This is a genomic window from Streptomyces sp. NBC_01591, from assembly GCF_035918155.1.
Classification (GTDB): Bacteria; Actinomycetota; Actinomycetes; order Streptomycetales; family Streptomycetaceae; genus Streptomyces.
In genome coordinates, this window is the sequence record NZ_CP109327.1 from 4,988,722 (window position 1) to 5,013,952 (window position 25,231).

Annotated in this window: 25 protein-coding genes and 1 pseudogene; 16 read left to right on the forward strand and 10 right to left on the reverse strand. The window is 72.2% G+C overall.

Annotation, left to right across the window (positions count from 1 at the left end):
• Positions 1–27 precede the first annotated feature (27 nt).
• Positions 28–474, forward strand: coding sequence for an SCO4402 family protein (locus OG978_RS23295; protein ID WP_326770132.1), 447 nt, complete (start codon positions 28–30; stop codon positions 472–474).
• A gap of 28 nt (positions 475–502) precedes the next feature.
• Positions 503–1,381, forward strand: coding sequence for a formyltetrahydrofolate deformylase (gene purU / locus OG978_RS23300; RefSeq protein WP_326767072.1), 879 nt, complete (start codon positions 503–505; stop codon positions 1,379–1,381).
• Between the two features lie 41 nt (positions 1,382–1,422).
• Here the strand turns inward: purU and OG978_RS23305 are convergent, their stop codons facing one another.
• The gene (locus tag OG978_RS23305; protein WP_326767073.1) at positions 1,423–2,799 is read right to left on the reverse strand and encodes a zf-HC2 domain-containing protein; all 1,377 of its coding nucleotides are present in this window, start codon (positions 2,797–2,799) and stop codon (positions 1,423–1,425) included.
• Positions 2,796–3,374: an RNA polymerase sigma factor gene (locus OG978_RS23310; protein ID WP_326767074.1), complete on the reverse strand. Its 579-nt coding sequence runs from the start codon at positions 3,372–3,374 to the stop codon at positions 2,796–2,798. The genes OG978_RS23305 and OG978_RS23310 overlap by 4 nt, the downstream gene beginning before the upstream one ends.
• A gap of 277 nt (positions 3,375–3,651) precedes the next feature.
• Here OG978_RS23310 and OG978_RS23315 point away from each other — a divergent pair, with 277 nt between their 5' ends.
• On the forward strand, positions 3,652–4,026 hold the full coding sequence (locus OG978_RS23315; protein WP_326767075.1) for an STAS domain-containing protein: 375 nt from the start codon (positions 3,652–3,654) through the stop codon (positions 4,024–4,026).
• Between the two features lie 79 nt (positions 4,027–4,105).
• Entirely contained in the window at positions 4,106–4,627 is a 522-nt protein-coding gene (locus OG978_RS23320) for an EF-hand domain-containing protein (protein ID WP_326767076.1), read from the forward strand.
• 35 nt (positions 4,628–4,662) lie between these two features.
• Here the strand turns inward: OG978_RS23320 and OG978_RS23325 are convergent, their stop codons facing one another.
• A complete protein-coding gene (locus OG978_RS23325; RefSeq protein ID WP_326767077.1) occupies positions 4,663–6,201 on the reverse strand; it encodes a class I adenylate-forming enzyme family protein in 1,539 nt (512 codons plus the stop codon).
• A 144-nt stretch (positions 6,202–6,345) separates the two neighbouring features.
• Between OG978_RS23325 and OG978_RS23330 the strand changes: the two genes are divergently transcribed.
• From OG978_RS23330 to OG978_RS23345, 4 genes are all read left to right on the forward strand, one after another.
• Positions 6,346–7,551 carry an amidohydrolase family protein gene (locus OG978_RS23330; RefSeq protein ID WP_326767078.1) on the forward strand — a complete coding sequence of 402 codons (1,206 nt, stop codon included), beginning with the start codon at positions 6,346–6,348 and terminating at the stop codon, positions 7,549–7,551.
• Between the two features lie 7 nt (positions 7,552–7,558).
• Positions 7,559–8,722, forward strand: coding sequence for an acyl-CoA dehydrogenase (locus tag OG978_RS23335; RefSeq protein ID WP_326767079.1), 1,164 nt, complete (start codon positions 7,559–7,561; stop codon positions 8,720–8,722).
• Between the two features lie 7 nt (positions 8,723–8,729).
• Positions 8,730–9,683 (forward strand): acyl-CoA dehydrogenase family protein, encoded by a 954-nt coding sequence (locus OG978_RS23340; RefSeq protein WP_326767080.1) that lies wholly within the window; start codon positions 8,730–8,732, stop codon positions 9,681–9,683.
• Between the two features lie 517 nt (positions 9,684–10,200).
• The gene (locus OG978_RS23345) at positions 10,201–10,740 is read left to right on the forward strand and encodes an ATP-binding protein (RefSeq protein ID WP_326767081.1); all 540 of its coding nucleotides are present in this window, start codon (positions 10,201–10,203) and stop codon (positions 10,738–10,740) included.
• Between the two features lie 26 nt (positions 10,741–10,766).
• Here OG978_RS23345 and OG978_RS23350 read toward each other — a convergent pair whose 3' ends face one another.
• Positions 10,767–11,693, reverse strand: a complete 927-nt coding sequence (locus tag OG978_RS23350) for a cyclase family protein (protein ID WP_326767082.1) — start codon at positions 11,691–11,693, stop codon at positions 10,767–10,769.
• A gap of 83 nt (positions 11,694–11,776) precedes the next feature.
• Here OG978_RS23350 and OG978_RS23355 point away from each other — a divergent pair, with 83 nt between their 5' ends.
• The 3 genes from OG978_RS23355 to OG978_RS23365 all read left to right on the forward strand — a co-directional run bounded on the left by OG978_RS23355 (position 11,777) and on the right by OG978_RS23365 (position 14,996).
• On the forward strand, positions 11,777–12,691 hold the full coding sequence (locus OG978_RS23355; RefSeq protein WP_326767083.1) for an SDR family oxidoreductase: 915 nt from the start codon (positions 11,777–11,779) through the stop codon (positions 12,689–12,691).
• A 62-nt stretch (positions 12,692–12,753) separates the two neighbouring features.
• The gene (locus tag OG978_RS23360) at positions 12,754–13,950 is read left to right on the forward strand and encodes an acyl-CoA dehydrogenase family protein (RefSeq protein WP_326767084.1); all 1,197 of its coding nucleotides are present in this window, start codon (positions 12,754–12,756) and stop codon (positions 13,948–13,950) included.
• Positions 13,947–14,996 carry a Zn-dependent alcohol dehydrogenase gene (locus OG978_RS23365; protein WP_326767085.1) on the forward strand — a complete coding sequence of 350 codons (1,050 nt, stop codon included), beginning with the start codon at positions 13,947–13,949 and terminating at the stop codon, positions 14,994–14,996. Before OG978_RS23360 ends, OG978_RS23365 begins: the two co-directional genes overlap by 4 nt.
• A gap of 12 nt (positions 14,997–15,008) precedes the next feature.
• Here OG978_RS23365 and OG978_RS23370 read toward each other — a convergent pair whose 3' ends face one another.
• Entirely contained in the window at positions 15,009–15,992 is a 984-nt protein-coding gene (locus OG978_RS23370; RefSeq protein ID WP_326767086.1) for a GlxA family transcriptional regulator, read from the reverse strand.
• A 187-nt stretch (positions 15,993–16,179) separates the two neighbouring features.
• Between OG978_RS23370 and OG978_RS23375 the strand changes: the two genes are divergently transcribed.
• Together OG978_RS23375 and OG978_RS23380 are read left to right on the forward strand one after the other, a co-directional pair.
• The gene (locus OG978_RS23375; RefSeq protein WP_326770133.1) at positions 16,180–17,412 is read left to right on the forward strand and encodes an MFS transporter; all 1,233 of its coding nucleotides are present in this window, start codon (positions 16,180–16,182) and stop codon (positions 17,410–17,412) included.
• A complete protein-coding gene (locus tag OG978_RS23380) occupies positions 17,409–17,846 on the forward strand; it encodes a ribosomal maturation YjgA family protein (protein ID WP_326767087.1) in 438 nt (145 codons plus the stop codon). The genes OG978_RS23375 and OG978_RS23380 overlap by 4 nt, the downstream gene beginning before the upstream one ends.
• Here OG978_RS23380 and OG978_RS23385 read toward each other — a convergent pair.
• Complete coding sequence (locus tag OG978_RS23385; protein WP_326767088.1) at positions 17,803–18,135, reverse strand: hypothetical protein; 333 nt, start codon at positions 18,133–18,135, stop codon at positions 17,803–17,805. The genes OG978_RS23380 and OG978_RS23385 overlap by 44 nt on opposite strands.
• A gap of 185 nt (positions 18,136–18,320) precedes the next feature.
• Here OG978_RS23385 and OG978_RS23390 point away from each other — a divergent pair, with 185 nt between their 5' ends.
• The gene (locus OG978_RS23390; protein ID WP_442817737.1) at positions 18,321–19,655 is read left to right on the forward strand and encodes an MFS transporter; all 1,335 of its coding nucleotides are present in this window, start codon (positions 18,321–18,323) and stop codon (positions 19,653–19,655) included.
• Between the two features lie 21 nt (positions 19,656–19,676).
• On the opposite strand, the gene OG978_RS23395 is transcribed toward OG978_RS23390, so the two are convergent.
• Positions 19,677–20,420: a DUF6585 family protein gene (locus tag OG978_RS23395; RefSeq protein ID WP_326767090.1), complete on the reverse strand. Its 744-nt coding sequence runs from the start codon at positions 20,418–20,420 to the stop codon at positions 19,677–19,679.
• A gap of 105 nt (positions 20,421–20,525) precedes the next feature.
• Between OG978_RS23395 and OG978_RS23400 the strand changes: the two genes are divergently transcribed.
• On the forward strand, positions 20,526–21,410 hold the full coding sequence (locus OG978_RS23400; RefSeq protein WP_326770134.1) for a LysR family transcriptional regulator: 885 nt from the start codon (positions 20,526–20,528) through the stop codon (positions 21,408–21,410).
• Positions 21,411–21,448: 38 nt separating this feature from the next.
• Here OG978_RS23400 and OG978_RS23405 read toward each other — a convergent pair whose 3' ends face one another.
• A complete protein-coding gene (locus OG978_RS23405) occupies positions 21,449–22,063 on the reverse strand; it encodes a flavin reductase family protein (protein WP_326770135.1) in 615 nt (204 codons plus the stop codon).
• Positions 22,064–22,317: 254 nt separating this feature from the next.
• Between OG978_RS23405 and OG978_RS48360 the strand changes: the two are divergent.
• Positions 22,318–23,049, forward strand: a pseudogene (locus tag OG978_RS48360) (phosphatase PAP2 family protein); the annotation flags it as partial.
• On the opposite strand, the gene OG978_RS23415 reads toward OG978_RS48360, so the two are convergent.
• The gene (locus tag OG978_RS23415) at positions 23,002–23,688 is read right to left on the reverse strand and encodes a response regulator transcription factor (protein ID WP_326770136.1); all 687 of its coding nucleotides are present in this window, start codon (positions 23,686–23,688) and stop codon (positions 23,002–23,004) included. The pseudogene OG978_RS48360 and the gene OG978_RS23415 overlap by 48 nt on opposite strands.
• Before the next feature lie 40 nt (positions 23,689–23,728).
• Positions 23,729–25,156: a sensor histidine kinase gene (locus OG978_RS23420; protein ID WP_442817738.1), complete on the reverse strand. Its 1,428-nt coding sequence runs from the start codon at positions 25,154–25,156 to the stop codon at positions 23,729–23,731.
• Between the last annotated feature and the right edge of the window lie 75 nt (positions 25,157–25,231).

The following is a 25,231-nucleotide window of genomic DNA, read 5'->3' on the forward strand; positions in this document are numbered from 1 at the left end:
TCCCGTCGCGGCCGTCGCTCCTCCACCATGGGCGGCATGCCGCTGAATGACATGCCTTGGTGGCGCTGGCGCAGCAACGTGCGCTCGGCGCTGCACATGCTCTCCGACCCCGTCTTCCACCACGAGTGCTGGCTGGCCGGCCGGGAGGGGTACGGCGACGTCACCGACGCCGTGTACCGCCTGGTCGAGGACACCTGGCTGGACAACTGGTCCGCCGAGAAGTACATCGGGACGATCTTCCGCGACACCGGCGAGGCCGCCCTCGTCGACGTCGCCGTGCTCCGGGTGCTGCGCATCATGCACCAGGTCGGCGCGGACGCCCCCGTCTCGGCGTATCTGGAGCACCACGGCTGGCCGGAGGCCGTACGGGCCGCCCGCGAGGCCCATGTGCTGCTCGCCGGCAACGACGGCGAGGACCCCGACACGCCGCCGCGCTCCCTCGACGTGCTCCGCATCATGACCAGATCGGCCTGATGCGGGGCCGGTGTGGCACGCTACGGGGATGACCGCGCCGCAGCCTGCTGAGACCGCCCCCGAGCAGTACGTCCTCACCCTCTCCTGCCCCGACAAAAAGGGCATCGTGCACGCCGTGTCGAGCTATCTCTTCATGACCGGCTGCAATATCGAGGACAGCCAGCAGTTCGGCGACCACGACACGGGTCTGTTCTTCATGCGGGTCCACTTCTCGGCGGACGCCCCGGTGACCGTGGAGAAGCTCCGGGCCAGTTTCGCCGCGGTCGGCGACTCCTTCCGGATGGACTGGCAGATCCACCGCTCCTCGGACCGGATGCGGGTCGTGCTGATGGTCAGCAAGTTCGGGCACTGCCTCAACGACCTGCTGTTCCGTTCCCGGATCGGGGCGCTGCCGATCGAGATCGCCGCCGTCGTCTCCAACCACACGGACTTCGCCGAGCTCGTCGCCTCGTACAACGTTCCCTTCCGGCACATCCCGGTGACCAAGGAGAACAAGGCCGCCGCGGAGGCGCAGCTGCTGGAGCTGGTCCGCGAGGAGAACGTCGAGCTGGTCGTCCTCGCCCGCTACATGCAGGTCCTCTCGGACGACCTCTGCAAGCAGCTGAGCGGCCGGATCATCAACATCCACCACTCCTTCCTGCCGAGCTTCAAGGGCGCGAAGCCGTACCACCAGGCGCACGCCCGTGGTGTGAAGCTGATCGGTGCGACGGCGCACTACGTGACTGCGGACCTCGACGAGGGGCCGATCATCGAGCAGGAGGTCGAGCGGGTGGGCCACGGCGTCACGCCGGACCAGCTGGTCGCGATCGGGCGCGATGTGGAGTGCCAGGCGCTGGCGCGGGCCGTGAAGTGGCACGCGGAGCGCCGCATCCTGCTCAACGGCCGCCGTACGGTGGTCTTCGCGTAGGGGCCCCAGAGCCTGTCCGGCGGATCAGGGTCGAACAGGCCCTACAGGCGGCTCAGCGAGGCCGCGGCGAAGAGCACGTCGCGGATCGCCTCGCGGTCCCCTTCCTGACCGGCCGCCGCCTCCACCGGTGGCACATGCCCGGCCACCAGCTGGCAGAACTCCACGCCGTCCAGCGCGACCTGCGCCACGGTGTGCGCGGGGGAGCCGAGCGCGGCCGGGGAGTCCAGCGGGATGTACCAGTCGCCGCCGCCCGAGCCCTCGACCTCCAGATGCAGCGAACGGCCCGGTGAACCGGCCGTCACCAGATGGCGGGCGGGCCCGGCAAGACCGGTCCTGCGGCGCTCGGCGAGGGCGGCGGGCAGCAGCCGGGCCGCCAGGTCGATCATCCGGTTGAGGTGGGCGGCGGACGGCGCCTCGTACGGATAGTCCACCGCTGCCGCGATGTCGCCGCCGTGCACCCAGCATTCGAAGGCCCGGTCCAGCAGGGCGTCGTGCATCGGAAGGGCGAAGTCCCCGTACGAGACGGAGAGCTCGGAGACCCCGCGGCCGGCGAAGGACACCGTACGGATGAGGGCGTGGGTCTGGTCGCGCCACGGTTCGTGGACCGCACGGGTGGGCGGCCGCCGGTCGGCGGACCAGTACTTCTCGGTACGTGCGACGGGGGAGAGCGGCCAGTCGGCGCCGCGGCCGAGGGCTCCGTCGCCGAGCGGCACTTCGAGGTCGAGGGCGGTGCCGATCAGTCCGTCGACGGTCATGAGATGGCCGATGACGCCCGCGACCGTGGTCTTGCGGTTGGCCTCCTGCTCGTTCTCGAACCACTTCAGACGCACCGGGGCGTGCCATTCCGAGCCGCCGATGTCACGGAGCAGCGCGTCGAGCCGCGCGGTCTCCGCGTCGTACGGGGAGGCCCAGTCCGGCACCGGGATGTCGGCCGGGCGGCGGCTCAGACACGCGTCGATCACCCGCGTGCGGAGCGTCGGATCGAGGTCCAGGCTGCGGTCGGTGTGCAGCAGCCCGACCGCGTCGCGCAGCCGCAGGGCCTCGTCCGTACAGGCGGCGCACTCGGTCAGATGCGCCTCGACGGCCTCGGTCTCCTCCGCCGAGCAGGCCGCCAGGGCCCACGCGCCGAGGAGCGCCCTGAGGACGCGGTGCGCCAGCACCGGCAGGTCCGACGGGGCCGACGGGGCCGACGGGCCTGATGGGTCAGGTGGTGCCGCGGCGGTTTCCGGTTCCGGTGTCGGCGGCTGCGGGCTCGGCCGCGGCTTCTCGGGCGGGGTCGCGGGGACGGGCGGCGGCAGGGGTACGGCGGCGAGGTCGAAGTCGTCCGCGGCGGCCCGGGGTCCCGGTATGCGCCGCGCGCCCCGTACCTCGTCGTCGCGTCCGCCGTCCTCGCGTCCGTTCGCGTCGTCGCCGGTCACAGGGGCCGTCCGTATCCGGGCGGCGACGTCCCTTCGAGCGGGCGGGTGTGCGCGGTGGAGAGCAGTTGCAGCCCGAGCCGGAGCCGGCGGCGGGCCTCGTCCTCGGTGACCCCGAGGTCGGCCGCGGTCTGCCGGTAGTCCCGGCGCTGGATGTACGCGAGCTCCAGTGCGGCCCGCAGCGGGGCGGGCATGGACGCGACGATGTAGTCGGCGCGGGCCGCGGCCGTGGCCCGGTGCACCCGCTCCTCCAGCCCGCTGCCGTCGTCGTCCGCGCCGTCGTCGCGGAGGCTGTCCTCCTCGCGCAGCCGCCGGACGGACTGGCGGTGCGTGAGCCGGGCCACCCAGGAACGCATCGAGCCCTGCTGGGGGTCGTACGCGTCCGGGTTCTCCCACACGTAGCCGAAGACTTCGCGGGTCACCAGGTCGGCGGCGGTCTCGTCGTCGAGCATCCGGTGGGCCTGGCTGTGCACGAGCGAGGCGAACCGGTCGTAGAGCTCGCCGAGAGCCGCCGCCTCACCGCGTGCCAGCCGCTGCTGCATCTTGCGGTCCCAGCGGGGTGGTGCGTTTCCAGCCATGCGACCCCCAGCCCTGTTCCCCTCGTCACACCGAATGTAGTCGGCGGCGTCGAAGATGCACGTCCCTTTACGGCAAGTACGCCCCTGAAGAGGCCCGGGATGGTAGGGAATGCGGACTCGGCGCCGACGGATCGGACCTGAAGTGATCATTTCTGCCTGAATCCGGCTGTGTCCTGACAGGCCGCTCGGTGTTTCATTGGGGTGCGGCCGGGGCAGCCGCGAGAAGGAACGGAAACTTCCGGATCGTCGGAATCCCCGGAACGAGAGGGCCGGTCGCGTGACGCTGAGAGTGGCCGAGACTGTGCAGGGTGAATGGACCGTACTGCACATGCGCGGCGAACTGGATCTGGTGACGTCGCCCTCCGTGCGCCAGTCCGTCCACGACGCGGTCGCCGACGGCCGCCACGATGTGGTGCTCGATCTCTCCGAGGTCCTGTTCTGCGATTCCAGCGGCGTCGGCGTACTGATCGCTTCCCGCCGCCTGATGCGTTCCTGCGGGGGCCGGCTGCGGCTGATCCTGCCGGCCCGGGGCGCGGAGGAGGGCTCCCACGTCAACCGGGTGCTCGCCGCCCTCGGCGTACGCCGGCTCTTCGACGTCTACCCCGACTGGGACACGGCCGTCGACGGAGGGGCCCGGCCGCTCTCCGCGTGAGGGCGCCGATGACTGGGTTGTAACACCGGTGGAGCGCGTAAGTGACACGTGACGCCTCCCGGCGTCGTACGCTCCCCGCATGGACAGCGCAGAGTATGAGCGCAAGATCGCTTTCCGCTTCGCCGCCTTCGACCAGGACGGCAACGGATACATCGATCGCGCGGATTTCAGTGCCGCCGCGGCCCGTTTGCTCGCCGAATTCGGTACGACGGCGCGCTGCGACAAGGGCCAGGCGCTCTACACCGGGGCCGAGGCGTTCTGGCAGGGCATGGCGGGCATCGCCGATGTCGACGGGGACCAGCGCGTCACCCGTGAGGAGTTCGTGGGCGGGGCCGTGAAACGGCTGCGCGACAACCCGGAGCGCTTCGCGGAGATCGCCCGCCCCTTCCTGCGTGCGGCGATCGCGGTGGCGGACCGGGACGACCAGGGCACGGCGGCCGTACCCGCCGTGGAGCGGGCGCTGCGGGTGCTGGGCGCGGACGCCGCGACGGCGGAGCTCGCGGCGCGGACCCTGGACGCGGACCAGGACGGCAGGATCACGGAGGACGGTGCGGTGTCGGCGTTCGCCGACTACTTCACGGTGATCGCCCCGGACGCGTAGGCACACGAGGGGGCGGGGCCCGCCCCGCCCCTCCGTCAGGCGAACTGCTCCCGCAGCCGGTACTTCAGCACCTTGCGCAGGGCCTCGTTGCGCGGCAGCGCCGCCACCACCTCCAGCCGTTCCGGCAGCTTGTGCACGGAGAGCCCCTCGGCCCGCAGATACCCCGCGACCTCCGTCAGCGTCAGCGGTGCGGCGCCCACCGGCTGTTCCACGACCGCGCAGACGAGCTCGCCCCGCTCCGGGTCCGGAAGCCCGATCACCGCCGCGTCCCCGACGTCCGGGTGCTGGTGCAGCAGGTCCTCTATCTCCTTGGCGGAGATGTTCTCGCCCTTGCGGATGATGATGTCCTTCAGCCGCCCGGTGAGCACCAGATGCCCGCTCGCCCTGACGTGGCCGATATCGCCGGTGATCAGGAACCCCTCGGCGTCGAACGCCGCCGCGGACGCCGCCGGGTCCAGATAGCCCTTGCAGACCGCCTCCCCGCGCAGCCGCACCTCGCCGTCCGTGCCGTGCGGCAGCGGCTTGCCGTCCTCGTCGGTGATCCGGATCTCCATGCCCGCGGGCGGACGCCCCTCCGTCCCGGCGAGGTGCTCCGCCGTGTCGTCGGGGGCGCCCATCGTGATCATGGGGACCTCGGTCATGCCGTACCCGTGGGTGAGCTGGACGTCCATCTCCCGTACCGCCGCGTGGTAGATCTCCGGTGGCTTCGGGGCCCCGCCGCCCGCCAGCAGCCGCAGGGTGGGGATCAGTCTCCGGTCCGGGACCTTGCGCTGTTCGGTCAGGAACATCGAGTAGAACGCCGTGGACCCGCCCGCGACCGTCACCCCGTGGCGCCGGTAGCCCTCCAGCGCGTCCGGCATCGCGAAGTGCTCGAACAGCACCGCGGGGAACCCGTACAGCAGCAGCATCACCGCGTAGTCCGGCCCGCCGACATGGGCGAACGGGAAGGCCACCGAGCCGATGTCGTCCGCCGACAGGCGCAGCGCGTGGGCCAGGCAGGAGCCGCCCGCGATCAGGCTGCGGTCGGTGTGCAGCACCCCCTTCGGGTCGGAGGTGGTGCCCGACGTCCAGTAGATCCAGCGCACGGCCGTGCCGTCACCGGGCGGCGGCGGGAGCACCGACGGATCGCCGTCCGGCAGTGACGCGTACGCCTCGAACACCACCGGCGGCCGGTCCGTCGCCAGCCGGCCGGCCATCGCCGTGTGGTCGAAGCCCCGCCAGGTGCCCGGCACCGCGAAGAACTCCGCCTTCGACTCGCGCAGCGCGAAGCCCACCTCGCGGTCCCGGTAGAACGGGATGACGGGCGACTGCACGGCGCCGATCCGGGTCAGCGCGAACGACAGCAGCACCGTCTCGATCCGGGTCGGCAACTGCCAGGCGACGACGCCACCCGGGCGCACGCCCATCTCCCACAGCCCGGCCGCGACCCGCTCGCCGCGGGTGCGCAGCTCGCCGAAGGTGAGCGTCCGGTCGTCCTGGATCAGGAACGGGCGGTCCGGGGTCAGACCGGCCCGGCGTTCGACGAGTTCCCAGAAGGTGCCCGATGCACCCAGGGCGTGCGCGGTCTCGTACACGGCGAACTCCTCATAGCTGACGGACAGTCAGATAGTGCGGAGAGCGTAGAGCGCTGCGCCTTGTCGGTCCAGGGGTGCGGGGCTAGCCTGAGTTCGACGTCAATCTGACGGGTCATCAGAAAAGCGCGTGCCGAAGGGGACACCATGACGGAACTGCCTCGGATCGTCAGCGTCGACGACCATGTGATCGAGCCGCCGCACCTCTTCTCGACCTGGCTGCCCGCCAAATACCGCGAGCGCGGCCCGCAGCCGCTCACCGCGGGCATCGGCGAGCTGGCGTACACGGGCGGCAAGTACGTCATCACGATGGATCCGGACGGCCCGCCCACCGACTGGTGGATCTACGAGGACCTGAAGTTCCCGTACAAGCGCAACATCGCCGCCGTCGGCTTCGACCGCGACGACATGACGCTGGAGGGGATCACCCGGGCGGAGATGCGGCCCGGCTGCTGGGACCCGGCCGAGCGGCTCAAGGACATGGACCTCAACCACGTCGAGGCCAGCCTCTGCTTCCCGACCTTCCCGCGCTTCTGCGGCCAGACCTTCGCCGAGGCCCAGGACAAAGAGGTGGCGGTTGCGTGTGTCCGCGCCTACAACGACTGGATGGTGGAGGAGTGGTGCGGCGACAGCGGCGGCCGGCTGATCCCGCTCTGCATCATCCCGCTCTGGGACATCGACCTGGCCGTCGCCGAGATCAGGCGGAACGCGGCGCGCGGGGTGCGGGCGGTGACCTTCTCGGAGATCCCCACCTACCTCGGGCTGCCGTCGATCCACACCGGCTACTGGGACCCGTTCTTCGCCGTCTGTCAGGAGACCGGCACGGTCGTGAACATGCACATCGGGTCCAGCTCGCAGATGCCCGCCGCGTCGCCGGACGCCCCGCCCGCCGTACAGGCCAGCCTCTCCTTCAACAACGCCATGGCCTCGATGATGGACTTCCTGTTCAGCGGGGTCCTGGTGAAGTTCCCCCGGCTGAAGCTCGCCTACAGCGAGGGCCAGATGGGCTGGATCCCGTACGCCCTGGAGCGTGCCGACGACGTCTGGGAGGAGCACCGGGCCTGGGGCGGGGTGCGCGATCTGATCCCCGAGCCGCCGTCCACGTACTACTACCGGCAGATGTTCTGCTGCTTCTTCCGCGACAGGCACGGCGTCGCCTCGCTCGACGTCGTCGGACGGGACAACGCCACCTTCGAGACCGACTACCCGCACGTCGACTCGACCTTCCCGCACACCAAGGAGGTCGCCCTCGACCACGTCAAGGGACTGGACGACGAGACCGTCTACAAACTGATGCGCGGAAACGCGATCAGGATGCTCGGTCTCGACCTGGACATGGACCGCGAGAAGTAGGCGCGCGATGGACCTCGCGTACACGGAGGAGGAGCAGGAGTTCCGGGCGCGGCTGCGCGAGTGGCTGGCCGCCGTGCTCCCCGGGCTGCCCGCGAAGCCCGGCCCCGACGACTGGCCGGGGCGCCGCGCGTACGACACGGCCTGGCAGCGGATGCTGTACGACGCGGGCTACGCGGGTCTGCACTGGCCCGTCGACGCGGGCGGCCGGGGCGCGACCCCGACCCAGCACCTGATCTTCCTGGAGGAGACGGAGCGGGCCGGGGCCCCGTACGTCGGCGCGAACTTCGTCGGGCTGCTGCACGCCGGACCGACGATCGCGGCCGAGGGCACGGCCGAGCAGCGGGCGCGCTGGCTGCCGCCGGTGCTGCGCGGCGACGAGATCTGGTGCCAGGGGTTCAGCGAACCCGACGCCGGTTCGGACCTCGCCGCGCTGCGGACCAGGGCGGTGCGCGACGGCGACCACTACGTGGTGAGCGGCAGCAAGATCTGGACCTCGCACGCGGAGGTCGCCGACTGGTGCGAGCTCCTGGTGCGTACCGACCCGGCGGCGCCCAGGCACCGCGGGATCAGCTGGCTCGCGATGGAGATGGATGCCCCGGGGGTCACCGTCCGCCCGCTGCGCACCCTCGCCGGGTCCACCGAGTTCGCCGAGATGTTCCTGGACGAGGTGCGGGTGCCGGTCTCCCACCGCGTCGGCGCGGAGAACGACGGCTGGCGGGTCACCATGGTCACCCTCTCCTTCGAGCGCGGTACGGCCTTCGTCGGCGAGGTCGTCGCCTGCCGCCGCACCCTGGACGCGCTGGCGGCCGAGGCCCGGCGCAGCGGACGCTGGGACGATCCGGTGCTGCGCCGCAGGCTGGGCAGGCTGAACGCCGAATTCCGGGCGCTGTGGCGGCTCACCCAGTGGAACGTCAGCGAGGCACAGCGGGCCGGGGGCGGCGGTGGCGTGCCCGGAACAGGCGGCTCGGTCTTCAAGCTGCGTTACTCGCACGCCCGCCAGGAGCTGTACGAGGCGGCGGCCGAGGTACTCGGCGCGGACAGCGCGGATCTGGACCGGGAGTGGGTCCTGGACCGGCTCTCCTCGCTCTCGTACACCATCGCCGCGGGCACCTCGCAGATCCAGCGGAACATCGTCGCCGAACGCATACTCGGCCTGCCGAAGGGGCGCTGACGCACTCATGGACTTCCAGCTCTCGGACGACCAGCGGGCCCTGCGGGCCGGGGTGCGGGAACTTCTCGCCGGGCGCTTCGGCAGGGACCGGATGCGGGCCGCGCTCGACGCCGGTACCGGCGTCGACCGGGCGCTGTGGCGGGAGCTCGGCGAAGCCGGGTTCTTCGCGCTGCGGCTGCCGGAGGCGGAGGGGGGCGTCGGTCTCGGGCTGCCCGAATCGGTCCTGCTCTTCGAGGAGGTGGGGCGTTCGCTGCTGCCGGGACCACTGATCGCCACCCACCTCGCGGCCGGCCCGGTGAAGGGCGCGGCGCAGGGCGAGGCGGTGGTCGCGGTGCTCGACGCCGGGCAGCCGGTGGCGCACCTGGGGGAGGCGGACGCGCTGCTCGTACTCGGCCCCGGAAACGCGGCGCGGGCGTCCGGCGGCACGGTGCGGGACGCCGTACGGGTACGGGACGCCGCCGATCCCGTACGTTCGATCGACCCGTTCACGCCCCTGTGGCGGGTCGCGGACCCTGTGGAGGGCGGCGAGCCGCTGCCCCGGGGCGAGCGGCTGCGCGACGAGGGCGCCCTGCTCGCCGCCGCCGAACAGCTCGGCAGCGCCGCCCGGACGACCGAGATGGCCGTCCAACACGCCGGTGAGCGCGAACAGTTCGGATCGCCGATCGGGTCCTTCCAGGCGGTCAAACACCTGTGCGCCGGGATGCTGGTCCGCGCCGAACTGGCCCGCTGCGCCGTGTACGCGGCGGCCGTGACCGCGGACCCGGTCGAGATCGCGGGCGCCAAACTGCTGGCCGACGACGCGGCGGTCCGCAACGCCCGGGACTGCCTCCAGGTGCACGGCGGCATGGGCTTCACCTGGGAGGCAGATGTTCACCTGCACCTCAAACGGGCCTGGCTGCGGTCCGGGCAGTGGCTGGCGGCCGCTGCGGCCGAGGAGGTGCTTGCGGGGGACCTGTGCTGAAGCCGGACGGGTTCCGTGCAGGCTTCCGGCGCCCGGCAGCGGGCGAATGCCTGGCGCACGCATGTGACAGGCAGGGGTAGGAGCCTCACGCTGCGGAGTTACGCAGTGCAGTCGGTGAGCGCGTGCCCCGGCTCACGTCCTTCACGTCATTCGTCACGGGCCGGAGTCGGCGCCGGGCTCGGGTACGCTCCGTTGGATGCGACAGGAACTGGAACCGGATGATCCGGGTGTTGCCGGTGTGGCGACTCCGGCCCGGGAGCGGTGCCCTGCTCGCGTTCCAGGCAGAAGCGCCGGGCGTGCCCGGGAGGCGGCTCCCGCGGCCTCGATGCGCCTCTGTTCGACTCCCCGCAGCGCGCGTCGCACAGTATGCACCACGCGTACTCCTTCGCGATGGAATATGCCCGAAGCGCTTGTTGCGGTGACTGTACGTCAACCATGCTGTCTCGTAAGGGAATCACGTTCCGTGACCCTGAGGAGGCGCGAGGCGATGTGTCCGCCGGTTCGGATGGTGTGAGCGGTGCAGGTGCTTCAGGTTCAGCTGGAGGTCGGGCCGGATCCCGCGGAGGTCGGGCGGGCCCGTAGATGGGCCCGGTCGAGACTGGTCGGGTCCGGGATAAGGGACGACGAGCCGCTGGCCGAGACGCTCATCCTGCTGATCTCGGAGCTGGTCACCAATGCGGTGGTGCACACCGGGTGTCCGGCCGTGCTGCGCATGCTGTTCGGCCTGACGGGCTCGGCCGGGACCGTCCGGGTCGAGGTGGCCGACACCAGTTGTCGCCCGCCGCAGCAGCGCCACGCGGCGGGCGAGGACACCAACGGCCGGGGCCTGGAGCTGGTCGACGGCCTCGCCGACCGCTGGGGCTGGCAGCCGGAGGGCGCGGGCAAGCGCATCTGGTGCGAGGTCGACCGGGGCGCGCCACTGATCCAGGTGCCGCTGCACTCCGGCGTGCAGGGCGTGCACGGTGTCGCGCAGGGCGTGCACGGTGTCGCGCAGGGCGCGGGGTATGCGGGCCACGATGCGCACAAGGTGTCGCAAGTCTTTACGAACCTTGCATAAAGGTTGAAGCAGTTGCTCCCGGCGAATCAGAGGATGGCGACCGGCGCGACCGGGGTGCCGGTCGCGCCGACGAACGGTTCCGGCATGGCGGAGAGCAGGAAGGCGTACCGCTTCTCCTCCGCACAGGCTGTGGACAGCGCTTCCAGGTTCCAGTTCTGGCCCTGCAGCATGCCCATCTCGACCAGGTCCAGCGCGTGCACCCCCAGCCACAGATCGTCGATCTCCGGCGGGAAGATCTCGAAGGTCAGGGTGTCGTTGGCGACCGCCGCCACATCGCGCGCGCGGAACCACTCGGGCGTCCGGATCGACAGGCCGGGCGACGGATAGCCGTACGCGTGCTTGTCGCCCGCCAGACAGATCTGCACCTGCCCGGTCCGTACGAGCACGATGTCACCGGACCGGACCCGTACCCCCGCCAGTTCCTCGGCCGCTTCCAGGTCCTCGGGGATGACGGCGTGGTCGCCGGGCAGCCGGTCCACACCTCGTGCGCGCGCCACGTCGAGCAGCACCCCGCGCGAGACGATGTGCGGCGCCTTGTCGATCCCGCTGAACTGCGCGCCGCCGTGTGCGGTGATCGTCGTGGCCGGGCGGCCGTTGTAGATCTTTCCCGAGTGCGAGGCATGGGTGAGGGCGTCCCAGTGGGTGGCCGTCTGCAGGCTCAGGACCGCCGTGTCGTCGCTGGTGGCGACGGTGCCGGGGCCGAAGAGTTCCTGGTTGATCTGGACCATGGTGTGCAGCGGATTGATCCGCCCGGGGATCAGCCCGCTCTGCACGCCGTCCTGCTGGAGGGGGAGTGCGAGCGGGATCCGCAGACCGGTGCGGACGGTGGCGGCCGCCTCGCGCACGACGGCGTCGGTGATCAGGTTGAGCGTCCCGATCTCGTCGTCGGCGCCCCAGCGGCCCCAGTTGTTGACCCGCTTGGCGATGTCGTGGAACTCGGCCGGCAGTGACATGGCGCCTCCTGGGGCTTGTGCTCGTGGACCTGATGGCACATAAAATCTAACGGTCCGTCAGAAACCGCGGGAAGGGGCCGGGCATGGGGAACTTCTTGGCAGGCAAGGTGGTGGCCGTGACGGGTGCCGGTCGCGGCATCGGGCGGGCGGTCGCGCTCGCGGCGGCGGCCGAGGGGGCGAGGGTCGTCGTCAACGACTACGGCGTCTCCGTCGAGGGCGGCGAGCCGAGCAGCGAGGTGGCCGAGTCGGTCGTCAAGGAGATCGAGGCGGCGGGCGGCGAGGCGGTGGCGGTCGCCGACGACATCTCCACGATGGCGGGCGGCCAGCGGATCGTGGACACGGCGCTCGCGCGGTTCGGGCGGATCGACGGGGTCGTCTGCGTGGCCGGGATCCTGCGGGAGCGGATGCTGTTCAACATGTCCGAGGAGGAGTGGGACCCGGTGGTCGCCACCCACCTCAAGGGCACCTTCACCGTCTTCCGGGCCGCGTCGGCGGTGATGCGCAAGCAGGAGGGCGGCGGCACGCTGATCGGCTTCACCAGCGGCAACCACCAGGGCAGCGTCGCCCAGGCCAACTACAGCGCCGCGAAGGGCGGGATCATCTCGCTGGTACGGAGCGCGGCGCTCGGCCTGCACAAGTACGGCGTCACGGCGAACGCCGTCGCCCCGGTCGCCCGTACCCGGATGTCCGCCAACGTGCCCATGGAGCTCAAGGAGATCGGCGAGCCGGAGGACGTGGCGGCGCTCGTCGTCTACCTGCTCAGCGAACGGGCCCGCGAGGAGAAGATCACCGGCCAGGTGTACACGGTCGCGGGGCCGAAGATCGCGGTCTGGGCCCAGCCGAGGGAGCTGCGGGCCGGGTACGTCGAGGGGGCCTGGACCCCGGAACGGATCGCGGACTTCCTGCCGGGGACGGTGGGCACGGACCCGATGCCGATGCTGGCGCGACTGGAGGAGATGGCCGCGGCGGCCGCGGCGAAGGCCCGGCCGAACGCGTGAGATCCCGCCGGGGCTCCGCCCCGGACCGGCTTGATGGTGAGCCGCAACAGCAGGAGGCACCCGTGGACTTCAGCTTCGGCCCCGACGACACCGCGTTCCGCGAGGAAGCGCGCGCCTGGCTGGCGGCGCACCTGGTCGGCGCGTACGCGGCGGCGGCCGGCACCGGCGGCCCCGGCAGCGAGCACGAGGGAGTCGCGGTCCGCCGCGCCTGGGAGCGCGAACTCGGCCGCGACGGCTGGATCGGCCTCGGCTGGGACAACCACGGCGCCGGCCACGGCAACCGCCGCGCGAGCCTCACCCAGCAGGTCGTCTGGGCCGAGGAGTACGCCCGCGCCGACGCCCCCGCCCGGGTCGGCCACATCGGCGAGAACCTCCTCGCCCCGACCCTGATCGCCTACGGCAGCGACGAACAGCAGCGCCGCTTCCTGCCCGCCGTGGCACGCGGCGACGCGCTCTGGTGCCAGGGATACAGCGAGCCGGACGCCGGATCGGACCTCGCCGCGGTGCGCACGGCGGCCGTGCCCGACCGGAGCCGCGGCGGCCACCGAGTGACCGGGCAGAAGATCTGGACGTCACTCGCGAAGGAGGCCGACTGGTGCTTCGTGCTGGCCCGTACGGGGCCCGGCTCCAGCCGCCACCACGGCCTGTCCTTCCTGCTCGTACCGATGGACCAGCCCGGCAGGATCGAGGTCCGGCCGATCCGTCAGATGTCGGGGACCAGCGAGTTCAACGAGGTCTTCTTCGACGGGGCGCACGCCGAGGAGTGCGTCGGCGGCGAGGGCAACGGCTGGACGGTTGCCATGGGGCTGCTGGCCCTGGAGCGCGGCGTCTCCACGCTCGTCCAGCAGATCGGCTTCGCCGCCGAACTCGGCCGGGTGGTCCGGGCGGCCGTCGACAGCGGCGCCGTCACCGACCCGGTCCTGCGCGAACGCCTCGTACGGCAGTGGGCCCAGCTGCGGACCATGCGCTGGAACGCCCTGCGCACCCTCGGCTCCACGGGCGACCCCGGCGCGCCCAGTGTGGCGAAACTGCTCTGGGGCGGCTGGCACCAGCGCCTGGGCGAGCTGGCCGTGCAGGTCAGGGGCGCGGCGGCGGCCGTCGGCCCGGACGACTGGTCGGCGAAGGCACCGTACGGACTCGACGAGGCACAGCGCCTGTTCCTGTTCACCCGGTCCGACACCATCTACGGCGGCTCGGACGAGATCCAGCGGAACATCATCGCCGAGCGGGTGCTCGGCCTACCGAGGGAGCCGAGATGAGAGGCGTCGTCTTCGACGGCAAGCGGACCGAGGTCGTCGACGATCTGGAGATACGCGATCCGGGCCCCGGCGAGGTGCTGGTGGCGGTGGCCGCGGCGGGGCTGTGCCACAGCGACCTCTCGGTGATCGACGGGACGATCCCGTTCCCGTCGCCGGTGGTGCTCGGACACGAGGGTGCGGGCGTGGTCGAGGCGGTCGGCGCGGGTGTCGCCCATGTGGCGCCCGGCGACCACGTCTCGCTGTCCACGCTGGCCAACTGCGGGGCGTGCGCCCAGTGCGACCGGGGGCGCCCGACCATGTGCCGCAAGGCGATCGGGATGCCGGGGCAGCCGTTCGCGCGGCGCGGGAAGCCGCTGTACCAGTTCGCGTCCAACTCGGCCTTCGCCGAACGGACCCTGGTCAAGGCCGTGCAGGCGGTGAAAATCCCGGCGGACATCCCGCTGACCTCCGCGGCCCTGATCGGCTGCGGGGTGCTGACGGGAGTCGGAGCCGTACTCAACCGGGCGAAGGTCGACCGGGGCGACTCGGTCGTGGTGATCGGTACCGGCGGCATCGGGCTCAACGTGATCCAGGGCGCCCGGATCGCGGGCGCGCTGACGATCGTCGCCGTCGACGCCAACCCGGCGAAGGAGGCGGCGGCCCGGCAGTTCGGCGCGACGCACTTCCTGACGTCGGCGGACGGTGTGCGGGACATCCTGCCCGGCGGCGCCGACCACGCCTTCGAGTGCGTGGGCCGTACGGAACTGATCCGGACCGCGATCGACCTGCTGGACCGGCACGGCCAGGCGATCCTGCTGGGCGTCCCGGCGGCGACGGCGGAGGCGTCGTTCCTCGTCTCGGCGATGTACCTGGACAAGTCGATCCTGGGCTGCCGGTACGGCTCCTCGCGACCGCAGCGGGACATCGCGCTCTACGCGGAGCTGTACCGGGAGGGCCGGCTGCTCCTGGACGAACTCGTCACCACCACCTACCCGGTGGAGGACTTCGCCAAGGCGGCGGACGACGCGCACCACGGCCGGGTGGCGCGGGGGGTGCTGGTGTTCTGAGCGCGCGGCCTTTCACACCCGACCGGCGCGAAACGTGCGCCGGTACACCGTCGGGGACACCCCCAGCGCCGTCTGGAGATGCTGCCGCAGCGACGTGGGCGTCCCGAAGCCCGCGTCCCGTGCCACCTGGTCGATCGACAGGTCCGTCGACTCCAGCAGGTGACGGGCCCGTTCGACCCGCTGCCGGGTCAGCCACTGGACGGGGCTGACCCCGACCTCCTCCCGGAACCGGCGGGTGAAGGTCCGCACGCTCATCGACTCCTGCTGCGCCATGTCGCGCAGCAGGATCGGCCGCTCCAGCCGCCCGAGCGCCCAGGTGCGTGCCGTGGTCGTGGTCGCGAACTGTGCGTCGGGCACGGGGCGTTGGATGTACTGCGCCTGCCCGCCGTCCCGGTGCGGGGGTACGACGGTGCGGCGGGCGACGTCATTGGCGACGGCGGTGCCGTGGTCGCGGCGCACGATGTGCAGGCAGAGGTCGATTCCGGCGGCGACCCCGGCGGAGGTCAGGACGTCCCCGTCGTCGATGAACAGGACGTCCGGGTCGACCCGGACCTCGGGGAAGAGCTGCTGGAAGTGGTCGGCGTGCCACCAGTGGGTGGTGGCGGGGCGCCCGTCGAGATATCCGGCGGCGGCCAGCACATAGCTGCCCGTGCAGATGGAGACCATCCGGGTCCCGGGCCTGATGTGGGCGAACGCGGCGGCCAGCTCGTCGGTGAGCCTGCCCTCCGTGTAGACGGGGCCGAGTTCGTAACTGGTGGGGATCACCACCGTGTCGGCGGTGGCCAGGGTTTCGGGGCCGCGCTCGACGGTGATCGTGAAGTCCGCGTCGGTACGGACCGGGCCCGGCGGGCGGATCGAGCAGGTCACGACTTCGTACAGACTGCGGCCCTCGTTGTGCGGCTCGGTACCGAACGAGCGGCCGAAGATCCGCTGGGGGATGCCCAGTTCGAAGGGGAGCAGCCCGTCGAGGGCGAGGACGGCGATGCGGTGCGGCATTGGCGGACTCCCTTCACCCCTAGTGGTATAGACCTCAAGCCTGATACATGTCACTCCTGTGAAGGAAAAGTCAGCGGAACACCCGCGCATTCCCGCCGCCGCGCGCGATGGTGCGCAGCCTCTTCTGCCCAGTTCCACCGGTGTGCGCCCGAGGGGCGAGGGCCTGGGTGGCGGACTCGGCGACGGCCTGGGCGAGGGTCTGGGCGCCGGCCTCGGCGACGGTCGGCCGGAGGGGCTCTGGAACCGTAACTTCCGGCTCTTCTTCGTCGCCCGCACCGCCGCGCTCTTCGGTGACGGCATGATCCCGGTGGCGCTCACCGCGGGTCTGCTGGGGGCCGGCCGGCCGCACTCCTCCGTGGGCTTCGCGCTCGCGGCCTGGATGGGGCCGCTGGCGCTCTTCGTGCTCTTCGGCGGCGTACTGGCGGACCGGTTCACCCCCCGCCGGATGATGATCATCGCGGATGCGCTGCGGCTGGTCGGGGCCTCGGTGCTGGCCTTCTCCTTCACCACCGGGAACCCGCCGCTGTGGGCGGTGTACACGCTGAGCGCGGTGGCCGGGGTGGGCGCCGCGCTCTTCCAGCCGGGCGTCGCCTCGACCGTGCCCCGGGTCTCCTCCGACGTGCAGCGGGCCAACGCGGTGCTGAGGGTCTCCGAGGCGCTGATGACCATGGCGGGCCCGGCCTTCGCGGGCATGCTCGTCGGGCTGGCCAGCGCCGGAGCGGTCTACGCGGCGAACGCGGCGACGTTCGCCGTCTCCGGCATCTGCCTCTTCCTGCTGCGGCTCGCACCGGCCCCCTCGGACGACGCGCACCGCGGCGGCTTCGTCGCCGAACTGGTCGACGGGTGGCGGGAGTTCCGGGCCCGCAGCTGGCTGTGGGGGGTGATCGCGATCTGGACGGTGTACGGCTTCACGGTGCTCGGCCCGATGCTGCCGCTCACCGCGGTAGAGGTCACCGAGGCGCACGGCTCGGGGACGTACGGCGTGATGATGGCGGTGAACGGCGCGGGCAGCGTCGTCGGCGGGCTGCTCGCCCTGCGCCTGAGACCCCGCCGCCCGCTCGCGGCGGGGGCCGTCGCGCTGACCGGGGTCTGTGTGAACCTGCTGGTGCTGGGCCTCGGGCTGCCGGTGCCCGCGCTCGGGGCGGGGCAGTTCGTGGCGGGTGCGGCGTTCGCGTTCTGGCTGGTGATGTGGTCGACGACGGTCCAGACCCATGTGCCGCCCGAGGCGCTGAACCGCCTGCACGCGTACGACGTGGCGGGCTCGTTGCTGATGCTGGCGGCGGGCCGGGCGCTGGCGGGACCGGTCGCGGACGAGGTGGGCGCGCCCGAGGTGCTGCTGGCCGGAGCGGTGATCAACATGGTGGCGGTGGCGGCGCTGTTGGTGGCCCGGCCGATCAGCCGGCTGGAGCGGATCGCATGACCGGGGGCGGGGGGCCGGCGGCAGTGTCCCGGACCGCCCCGCGCGCCCGTGCGGTCGCGGCCGGGGCCGCGGTGCTGACCGTACTCGCCGGGCTCGGGGTCAGGGCCTTCATGGACGGCGACCTCGCCAAGTACGCCGGGGACGCGCTCTACACCGTGCTGATCTGCGCCCTGGTCGCCGTGCTCGCGCCCGGCGCCCGGCCGGTCGTCAAGGCCGGGACGGCGCTGGCGTTCAGCTGGGCGGTGGAGCTGCTGCAACTGACCGGGGTGCCCGCGGACCTCTCCCGCCACAGCGCGGTGGCGCGGCTGGTGCTCGGCTCGACCTTCAACGCGCCCGATCTGTTCTGGTACGCGGTGGGGGCGGGGTTCGCCTGGGCGGTGACGGCCCTGGCTACTTCTGACGGCTGCGTTCCTCGGACTTCTGCATCTCGATGACCTCGAAGACATGGGCGCTGGTCTGCCTGCGCACACTGCCGGCGACCAGCAGCCCCGCACCGAGGACGGACAGGGGTGCGGAGATCCCCAGGAGGGTCAGCTGCTTCGGTACGTCGGTGTCCACCTCGCACATCGACGACATGGTGCGGTGGCAGTACATGTCCTGATCCTCCGCCAGCAGGAAGCCCAGCCAGACCCACAGGGCACACGCGATGAGCAGCAGCACGACGCCCCAGGTCTGCATCAGCGCGGAGCGGTGGTGGAAGTGCTGGCGTGCTGCCCACTGCATGGAATCCCCCGGTTCGGTGCGCGACGAGGCCGGCGGGCCCGACCCGTCGGCCGACTGGCGATCGTACGCGCATACGGGCCCGTTCGTTCGGGCCCGCGGGCGACGATCCCGGTGGCCCGATTCCTGCGAAGGGTGTCCCTCCGGCCACTCGTGAGCGGGTGCGCCGCGGCCTGATGCTGAGTGACGTGACCCAGACAACCGAAAGCGCCGCCCGGAACGACGACCGGCAGGCCACCACCCCGGCAGCCTCCGGGCGCCCCTCCCGCCGTCGTGTTCACCGCGCCTGGATCGTCGCCGCCGTCACCTTCGTGACGATCATCGGCGGCGCCGCCTTCAACTCCCTCCCCGGACTCCTCATCGAGCCGCTCAACGCGCGGTTCGGCTGGTCGCGCGGGGAGATCGGTCTCGCCGTCTCCATCGACATGGCGCTGTACGGGCTCACCGCACCGTTCGCCGCCGCGCTGATGGACCGCTTCGGCATCCGCCGGGTCGTCGTGGTCGCCCTCACCACCGTGGCGACCGGGGCGCTGGCCAGCGTATGGATGACGGCCTCCTGGCAGCTGATGCTCTACTGGGGTCTGCTCGTCGGCCTCGGCACCGGCTCCATGGCGCTGTCGTTCTCGGCCACGGTCACCAACCGCTGGTTCGTGGCCCGGCGCGGCCTGGTCACCGGCATCCTCACCGCGGCGGGCGCCTCCGGCCAGCTGGTCTTCCTGCCGCTGTGCGCCTGGATCGTCGAGGAACACGGCTGGCGCCCCGCCTCGGTGACGGTGGCGCTGGCGGCCCTGGTCGTCGTCCCGTTCGTCTGGCTCCTGCTCCGCGACCACCCGGCCGATGTGGGCCTCGCCCCGTACGGCGGCAGCTACGTGGAGAAGCCCGCGCCCGCGCGCGGGGCGGCGAGGCGGACCGTGCGCGTACTGGCCGACGCGGCGCGCACCGGACCGTTCTGGCTGCTGGCCGGTACCTTCGCGATCTGCGGGGCCTCGACCAACGGCCTGATCCGTACGCACTTCGTGCCCTCGGCCCACGACCACCACATGCCCATCACCGCCGCGGCCTCGCTGCTCGCCGTCATCGGGGTCTTCGACATCATCGGCACCGTCTTCTCCGGCTGGCTCACCGACCGCTTCGACGCCCGGCGGCTCCTCGCCGTCTACTACGCGCTGCGCGGGGTCTCGCTGCTCTTCCTGCCGATGCTGCTGGCGCCGACGGTGCATCCGCCGATGGTGTTCTTCATCGTCTTCTACGGCCTGGACTGGGTCGCCACCGTCCCGCCGACGCTGGCCCTGTGCCGCGAGCAGTACGGCGAGGACAGCGCCATCGTCTTCGGCTGGGTGCTGGCCTCCCACCAGGTGGGCGCGGCGCTGGTGGCGTTCCTGGGCGGGGTGGCGCGCGATGCGTTCGGTTCGTACGACGTGGTCTGGTACGCGTCCGGGGCGCTGTGCGCGATGGCGGCGCTGATGGCGCTGGTGATCCGACGGGTCCGGGAGCCTTCGGACGCCGTCGTCGGACTCGGCTGACGGCGCCCGGAGCCCGGCGCTTCAGGCCGACGAGCTGTCGGCGGAAAGGTGCTGGGCGACGGCCAGGAAGACGTGCAGGTTCGCGATGTCGCTGACCGCGGCGCTGCACCGGCGGCCGGAGCCGCCGGTCCCCATGGCGTTGACCCAGCCCGCTGACACTTGGATCTCCTGGATGCCGGACCAGGGGAGGTGGCCCTTCCCCCGGGCGGTCAGGCCGGTGCGGGAGAGCGAGAATTCCCCGAAGTTGACCGTCTCGCCCGCCAGGATCGATTCCAGGACCGCCGGGCCCTGCGCCTGGAGGACGGCCTGCTGCATATGGGGTCCCCAGGTCTCGGGGCCCTCGTAGAAGTGCGTGATCCTCGCGTGGTCCCGGCCCGGGCCCACTGCGGAGTAGACGTACTCGGTGGTCGACGGGATGCCGTTGATGATCTTCTGGGTGATGTCCTGGTAGAGCCGTACGGAGTCCCAGCGGATGACGACCCTGCCGTCGCCGGACTCCGGGTGCACGATCAGTCCGTTCTCGAACAGGTGGAGACGCTTGGCGGCCTGTTTCCGGCTGAAGTCCGGATACCGGCGCAGCCACCAGAAGTACAGCAGGCCGGGTATCACGAGCATCGCCAAGAGGTGGATCATCATGAAGATGTAGAGGACGAAGATCGCCTTGTTCAGGCGCTTGGGGGTGAACGTGCCTTGCAGGGCGCCAAGTTGGTGGGTGGCGGCCAGTTCGGCGGCCTCGGGCGACAGGGTGTTCGGTGCTGCTGCCATGGACGTGTCCCTCGTCTCGAAGCTCGCGAACTCGCCTTGAAACTAGGGCCGGACGAGGCATTCCACCAGCGACTAGATTGCATGTGAGCCATGACTGGGGGGAATGTGTTCGAGATCGACGCGCTGCGTCTGCTGGTGACGGTGGCCGAAGCCGGATCGTTCACGAAGGCCGCGGCCCGGCTCGACTACACGCAGTCGGCGGTGTCCCGGCGCATCGCCTCGCTGGAGAAGGAGTCGGGCGGGCCGCTCTTCGAACGGCTCGCCCGGGGCGTACGGCTGAATCCGGCCGGCCACGCGCTGCACCGGCACGCGGTGGAAGTGCTCGCGCGGCTGGTGAGCGCGGAACACGAGATGGCCGTGATCCGTGCCGGGCGGGGCGGGCGGCTGCGGGTGGGGGCGTTCGCCACGGCCAATGTCTCGTTGGTGCCCGCCGCGCTGCGGGCGTTCGCCCGGGCAAGACCGGATGTCGAGGTCGTCGCGGTCGAGGGCCGGACCGGTGAGTCGATGCGGCGCCTGGCGGACGGGGCGCTCGACCTGGCCGTGGTCAGCGACTACCCGTCCGGTCTGCCGCCGGTCGACGCCGTCACGACCGAGGTGCTGCTGGCGGACGAGCTGTTCGTCGTCCTCCCCCGCGACCACCGCCTGGCCGGATCCGGGACGATCGATCTGCGCGAACTGCGCGACGAGACCTGGCTCCAGGACGTCTCCACCGACCGGCCCATGATGCTCGCCGAGGTCTGCGGCCGGGCCGGCTTCCGGCCGAAGCGGATCACCAGGATCGCCGAGTGGACCGGCAAGTTCGGCTATGCGGCCGCCGGGCTGGGGGTGGCGCTGGTGCCCTCGCTGGCCGCCTGGGCGGTCCCCGCCGAACTCGCCGTCTGCCGGCTCGGCGACCTCGCCCCGCGCCGGACCGTACATGTGGCGCTGCCCGCCGACCCGCTCCCGGCGGCACTGGAACTACGGGATCTGCTGCGTGAGGCGGCCGGCTGAAAGGTCGACCGGCGTGCCGACCTGCCCGCGGCGTGCGCTCAGCCGTCGAGCGGCCCGAACCGCCCGAACGTCCCCCGGTGGAACAGCAGCGGATCGGACCCGTCCACCGCGCCCATCGCTTCCACCCGGCCGACGACGATCAGATGGTCACCCCCGGTGTGGACGGCCTGGATGCGGCAGTCGATCCAGGCCGGTACGGAGTCCAGCAGCGGCGATCCGGTCGCCGGGGCGGCCTCGTACGCCACCCCCGCGAACTTGTCCGAGCCGCTCACCGCGAAGCTCCGGCACAGTGCGCCCTGGTCCGCGCCGAGGATGTTGACGCAGAAGGCCCCGGCGCGCGCGATGCGCGGCCAGGTCGTCGACGTACGGGCGACCATGAACGTGATCAGCGGCGGGTCGAGGGAGAGCGAGGCGAACGACTGGCAGGCGAAGCCCGCCGGGCCCTGTACGTCGTCCGGGGCGTGTGCGGTGACGACGGTGACGCCGCTGGCGAAATGCCCCAGTACGCGGCGGAATTCGCCCGGGTCGACGGGTGGCCGCTCACCGTCGGCGACCGCTCGCAGTTCGGGGCGCGGCAGCGGATCGACCGGCGCCGGCCCTGCGGTCGTGGCGGCGCCGACGGACCTGAGGTACCGGACGGCGATGGCGGCCATGCCTGCGTGTCCCATCACCCTTCGATTAGAGCTGACGGTACGTCAGATGGGAAGGCTCGGGAGGAGGCGGTTTGGACCTGCCTGTGCGCGGCAAGGTACGTGGCATTGCATGGAACCAGGTGACCGCGAGCAAGGCTGAGAGGTGTGGAGGCCGCGGCCGCGTAGTTCCCGGGCCCACCCCCGACGATCGTCAGGGGTGGGCCCTGCCGTTCGGCCCGGGTCCGCCGCTCCCGCCGCTTCTAGGTTCACGTCCCATGAGACGAGAAACCGGAAGCAGAACCCGCAGGACCGGACGGCCGCTGCTCGCCTGCGTCGTACTTGGCTCGGGCGCGGCAGCCGTCGTGGGGCTCGCCCCGGGCGGGTTGGGCACGGCCGACGCGGTGGAGGTGACGGGCGGTGCCTCGGCGTCGATGTACCGCTCGGTGACCGGGGCGGTGGCCGACGCGCCCTCCTGGACGGGACCGTTGCTGGAAGCGGCCACCGACGGCACCCTGGTGGTCCTCGGCCTGCTGCTGGTGTGGGCCTGGTGGAGCGCCGTACGCCGTGGGGACACCCGGATGTCCGCCGGTACCGTACTCACCGGCATCGGCACCGTGGCGGCGTACGCCGTCAGCGAGGCGGCGAAGCTGGTGGTGGACGAGGAGCGCCCCTGTCGGGCTCTGCGCTCCATCGCGGAGACGGCCGCCGAGTGCCCGCCGCCCGGCGACTGGTCCTTCCCGAGCAACCACGCCACCCTGGCGGCCGGCCTCGCGGTGGGCCTGGCCGTGCTGCGCCCGCGCCTCGCCGCCGTCACCCTGCCGGTGGCCGGGGCGGCGGCCCTGCTGCGGGTCATGGTGGGGGCGCACTACCCGCACGACGTGCTGGCCGGTGCGGTGCTCGGGGCCTCGGTGGTGGCGGCCGTGCTGCTCGCGTTCCTGCCGCTCGCCCGGACCGCGGCGTCAGCGCTCGGGAGGCGGCTGCGCGGGCGCGACGATCCCGGCCTCGTGGGCGACGACGGCCGCGGCGGCCCGGTTGTCCACGCCCAGCCGGGCCAGGATGGAGCTCACATGCGCCTTGACCGTCCCTTCCACCACATGGAGCCGCCGGGCGATCTGGCCGTTGGACAGCCCGCTGCCGAGGAAGGCCAGTACGTCGCGTTCCCGGCCGGTGAGCGCACCGACCCGTTCCCGGGCGGCGGTGCGGCGGCCGGCCAGAGCACCCGCGCCCGTCGCCGAGAGATGGGCAACGACCCGAGCCGCGACCCTCGGTGACAGATAGGCGGCCCCGTCGGCCACCGCGCGGACCCCCGCGATCAGCTCCTCGGGCTCGCCCGACTTGATCAGGAAACCGGCGGCGCCGCCTCCGAGCGCCTGGAGGATGTAGTCGTCCTCACCGAAGGTCGTGAGCATCACGACCCCCGTCTCCGGCACGGTGCGACGGATCTCGGCCGCCGCCTCGATGCCGTTCATGCCGGGCATCCGGATGTCGAGCACGGCGACGGCCGGGCGGTGGCCGCGTACCAGCTCGACGGCGTCGTGCCCGTCGGCGGCCTCGGCGACGACGTCGATGTCCGGGTCGGTGGACAGCACGGAGCGCACCCCCGCGCGGATCATCGGCTCGTCGTCGGCGATCAGCACCCGGATCACCGGCCGCTCACCGCCCTGGGGTCTTTCGCGCACGTCGGACTCATGGGGTCAGCGCCTCCTTGGACATCAGCCGGCCGTCCCGGAAGCAGAGCCGGTAGGCGTCCCCGGACCGGTCGTCGAAGCGGTCCGCCGTCATCGCGTAGTACGCGCATGTGATGCCCTCTCCCTTCGGCTCCCCGGCCACCATCGGCCGCTGCCTGGTTTCGCGGTCGGGCAGCAGCCGTCCGACCGACTCCCGATCCTGTCCCACCCGCAGCCGGGCGTAGTCGCCCGGGTCCAGTACGGACTGCCGGGCCGAGCGGATGTCCCAGGCCATCAGGGCGGCACTCAGTCCCGCCCAGGCCACCAGGGGCAGCACGACCGCGACGGCCAGTGCCCGGCGGGCCCGGCTGCGGGCGTGCCGGTGTTCCGGGGGCAGGACCAGGGGAGCGGTCCGGGAAGGCGCCCGGGGTACGGCGGGCGGGGTGTGCGGGATCCGCGCGGTGACCGCGAAGCCGCCCCCGTACGGGCCGTACGCGAATTCACCACCCGTCAGCCGCACCCGTTCGTCGAGCCCGATCAGTCCCCGCCCGGTGCCCGGGACGTCCTCGGCGCGCGCCGGTGCGGGCGCGGGCCCGTTCGCCACCCGGACCGTCGTCTCCTCGGCCGCATGCGTCACCCGCACGTCCACCCGCGCCTGCGGCGCGTGCTTGGCCGCGTTGGTCAGGGCCTCCTGGACCACCCGGTGGGCGGCCCGCGCGGCCGACGGGGGCATGGCTGCGGCGTCCCCCTCGACCCGCAGGCCGACCGCGAGCCCGGCGGCCGCGGCCTCCTCGACCAGCCGGGGAATGCCGGTGCCGGACGGCTGCGGCGGCTCGTCGCCCGCCTCCTCGCGCAGCAGGCCGATCACCTCGCCGAGCCGCTCCACCGAGGCGGCCGCCCGGGCCCGGATCTCCCCGGCGGCGGCCCGGTGCGCCTCGTCGAGGCCGGGGGCCAGCTTGAGGGCGCCGGCCGACAGGGCGATGAGGCTGAGGTCGTGCCCGAGGACGTCGTGCATGTCCTGGGCGATCCGGGCCCGTTCGCGGGACCGTGCCTGCTCGGCGACGAGCCGCTGTTCGCGCTCCAGCCGGCCCGCCCGCTCCCAGCCCGCCCGGACGAGCTCCTGGTACTGGCGCCAGAAGCGCCCGGCGAACCACGGCAGCATCGCGGCCACCGCCACCACCGCGACGAACCGCCCCGCCATCAGCAGCCAGGAGGGCACCAGGGCCACCGCCACCACTCCGCCGGCCACCACCGCGACGAGCACGAGGACCGTGGGCCCGGTCCGTCCCGGCTCCCGCCCCGCGAAGAACGCCGCCGCGGCCGCGGGCAGGGCCCACCACAGACTGACCGCGCTCAGCCCGACACAGACCGCCGCGCCGACGGTCAGAAGACTCCCCGGGGCGACGACGGCCCGCCGGACCGCACCGCTGATCATCACTCTGTCCACCCGGACGACCGTACGCAGCCGAGAAGCGCCCCGACACTGCCGAAAGTCACCGTTGCCAATCGCCTGGCGCGGGGC

Excerpts from the sequence above, each read along its gene's own strand:
- OG978_RS23295 (WP_326770132.1), top strand. The coding sequence starts at position 28 with ATGGGCGGCATGCCGCTGAATGACATGCCTTGGTGGCGCTGGCGCAGC.
- purU (WP_326767072.1), top strand. The coding sequence starts at position 503 with ATGACCGCGCCGCAGCCTGCTGAGACCGCCCCCGAGCAGTACGTCCTC.
- OG978_RS23310 (WP_326767074.1), bottom strand. The coding sequence starts at position 3,374 with ATGGCTGGAAACGCACCACCCCGCTGGGACCGCAAGATGCAGCAGCGG.
- OG978_RS23320 (WP_326767076.1), top strand. The coding sequence starts at position 4,106 with ATGGACAGCGCAGAGTATGAGCGCAAGATCGCTTTCCGCTTCGCCGCC.
- OG978_RS23330 (WP_326767078.1), top strand. The coding sequence starts at position 6,346 with ATGACGGAACTGCCTCGGATCGTCAGCGTCGACGACCATGTGATCGAG.
- OG978_RS23335 (WP_326767079.1), top strand. The coding sequence starts at position 7,559 with ATGGACCTCGCGTACACGGAGGAGGAGCAGGAGTTCCGGGCGCGGCTG.
- OG978_RS23340 (WP_326767080.1), top strand. The coding sequence starts at position 8,730 with ATGGACTTCCAGCTCTCGGACGACCAGCGGGCCCTGCGGGCCGGGGTG.
- OG978_RS23350 (WP_326767082.1), bottom strand. The coding sequence starts at position 11,693 with ATGTCACTGCCGGCCGAGTTCCACGACATCGCCAAGCGGGTCAACAAC.
- OG978_RS23355 (WP_326767083.1), top strand. The coding sequence starts at position 11,777 with ATGGGGAACTTCTTGGCAGGCAAGGTGGTGGCCGTGACGGGTGCCGGT.
- OG978_RS23365 (WP_326767085.1), top strand. The coding sequence starts at position 13,947 with ATGAGAGGCGTCGTCTTCGACGGCAAGCGGACCGAGGTCGTCGACGAT.
- OG978_RS23370 (WP_326767086.1), bottom strand. The coding sequence starts at position 15,992 with ATGCCGCACCGCATCGCCGTCCTCGCCCTCGACGGGCTGCTCCCCTTC.
- OG978_RS23380 (WP_326767087.1), top strand. The coding sequence starts at position 17,409 with ATGACCGGGGGCGGGGGGCCGGCGGCAGTGTCCCGGACCGCCCCGCGC.
- OG978_RS23385 (WP_326767088.1), bottom strand. The coding sequence starts at position 18,135 with ATGCAGTGGGCAGCACGCCAGCACTTCCACCACCGCTCCGCGCTGATG.
- OG978_RS23395 (WP_326767090.1), bottom strand. The coding sequence starts at position 20,420 with ATGGCAGCAGCACCGAACACCCTGTCGCCCGAGGCCGCCGAACTGGCC.
- OG978_RS23405 (WP_326770135.1), bottom strand. The coding sequence starts at position 22,063 with ATGGCCGCCATCGCCGTCCGGTACCTCAGGTCCGTCGGCGCCGCCACG.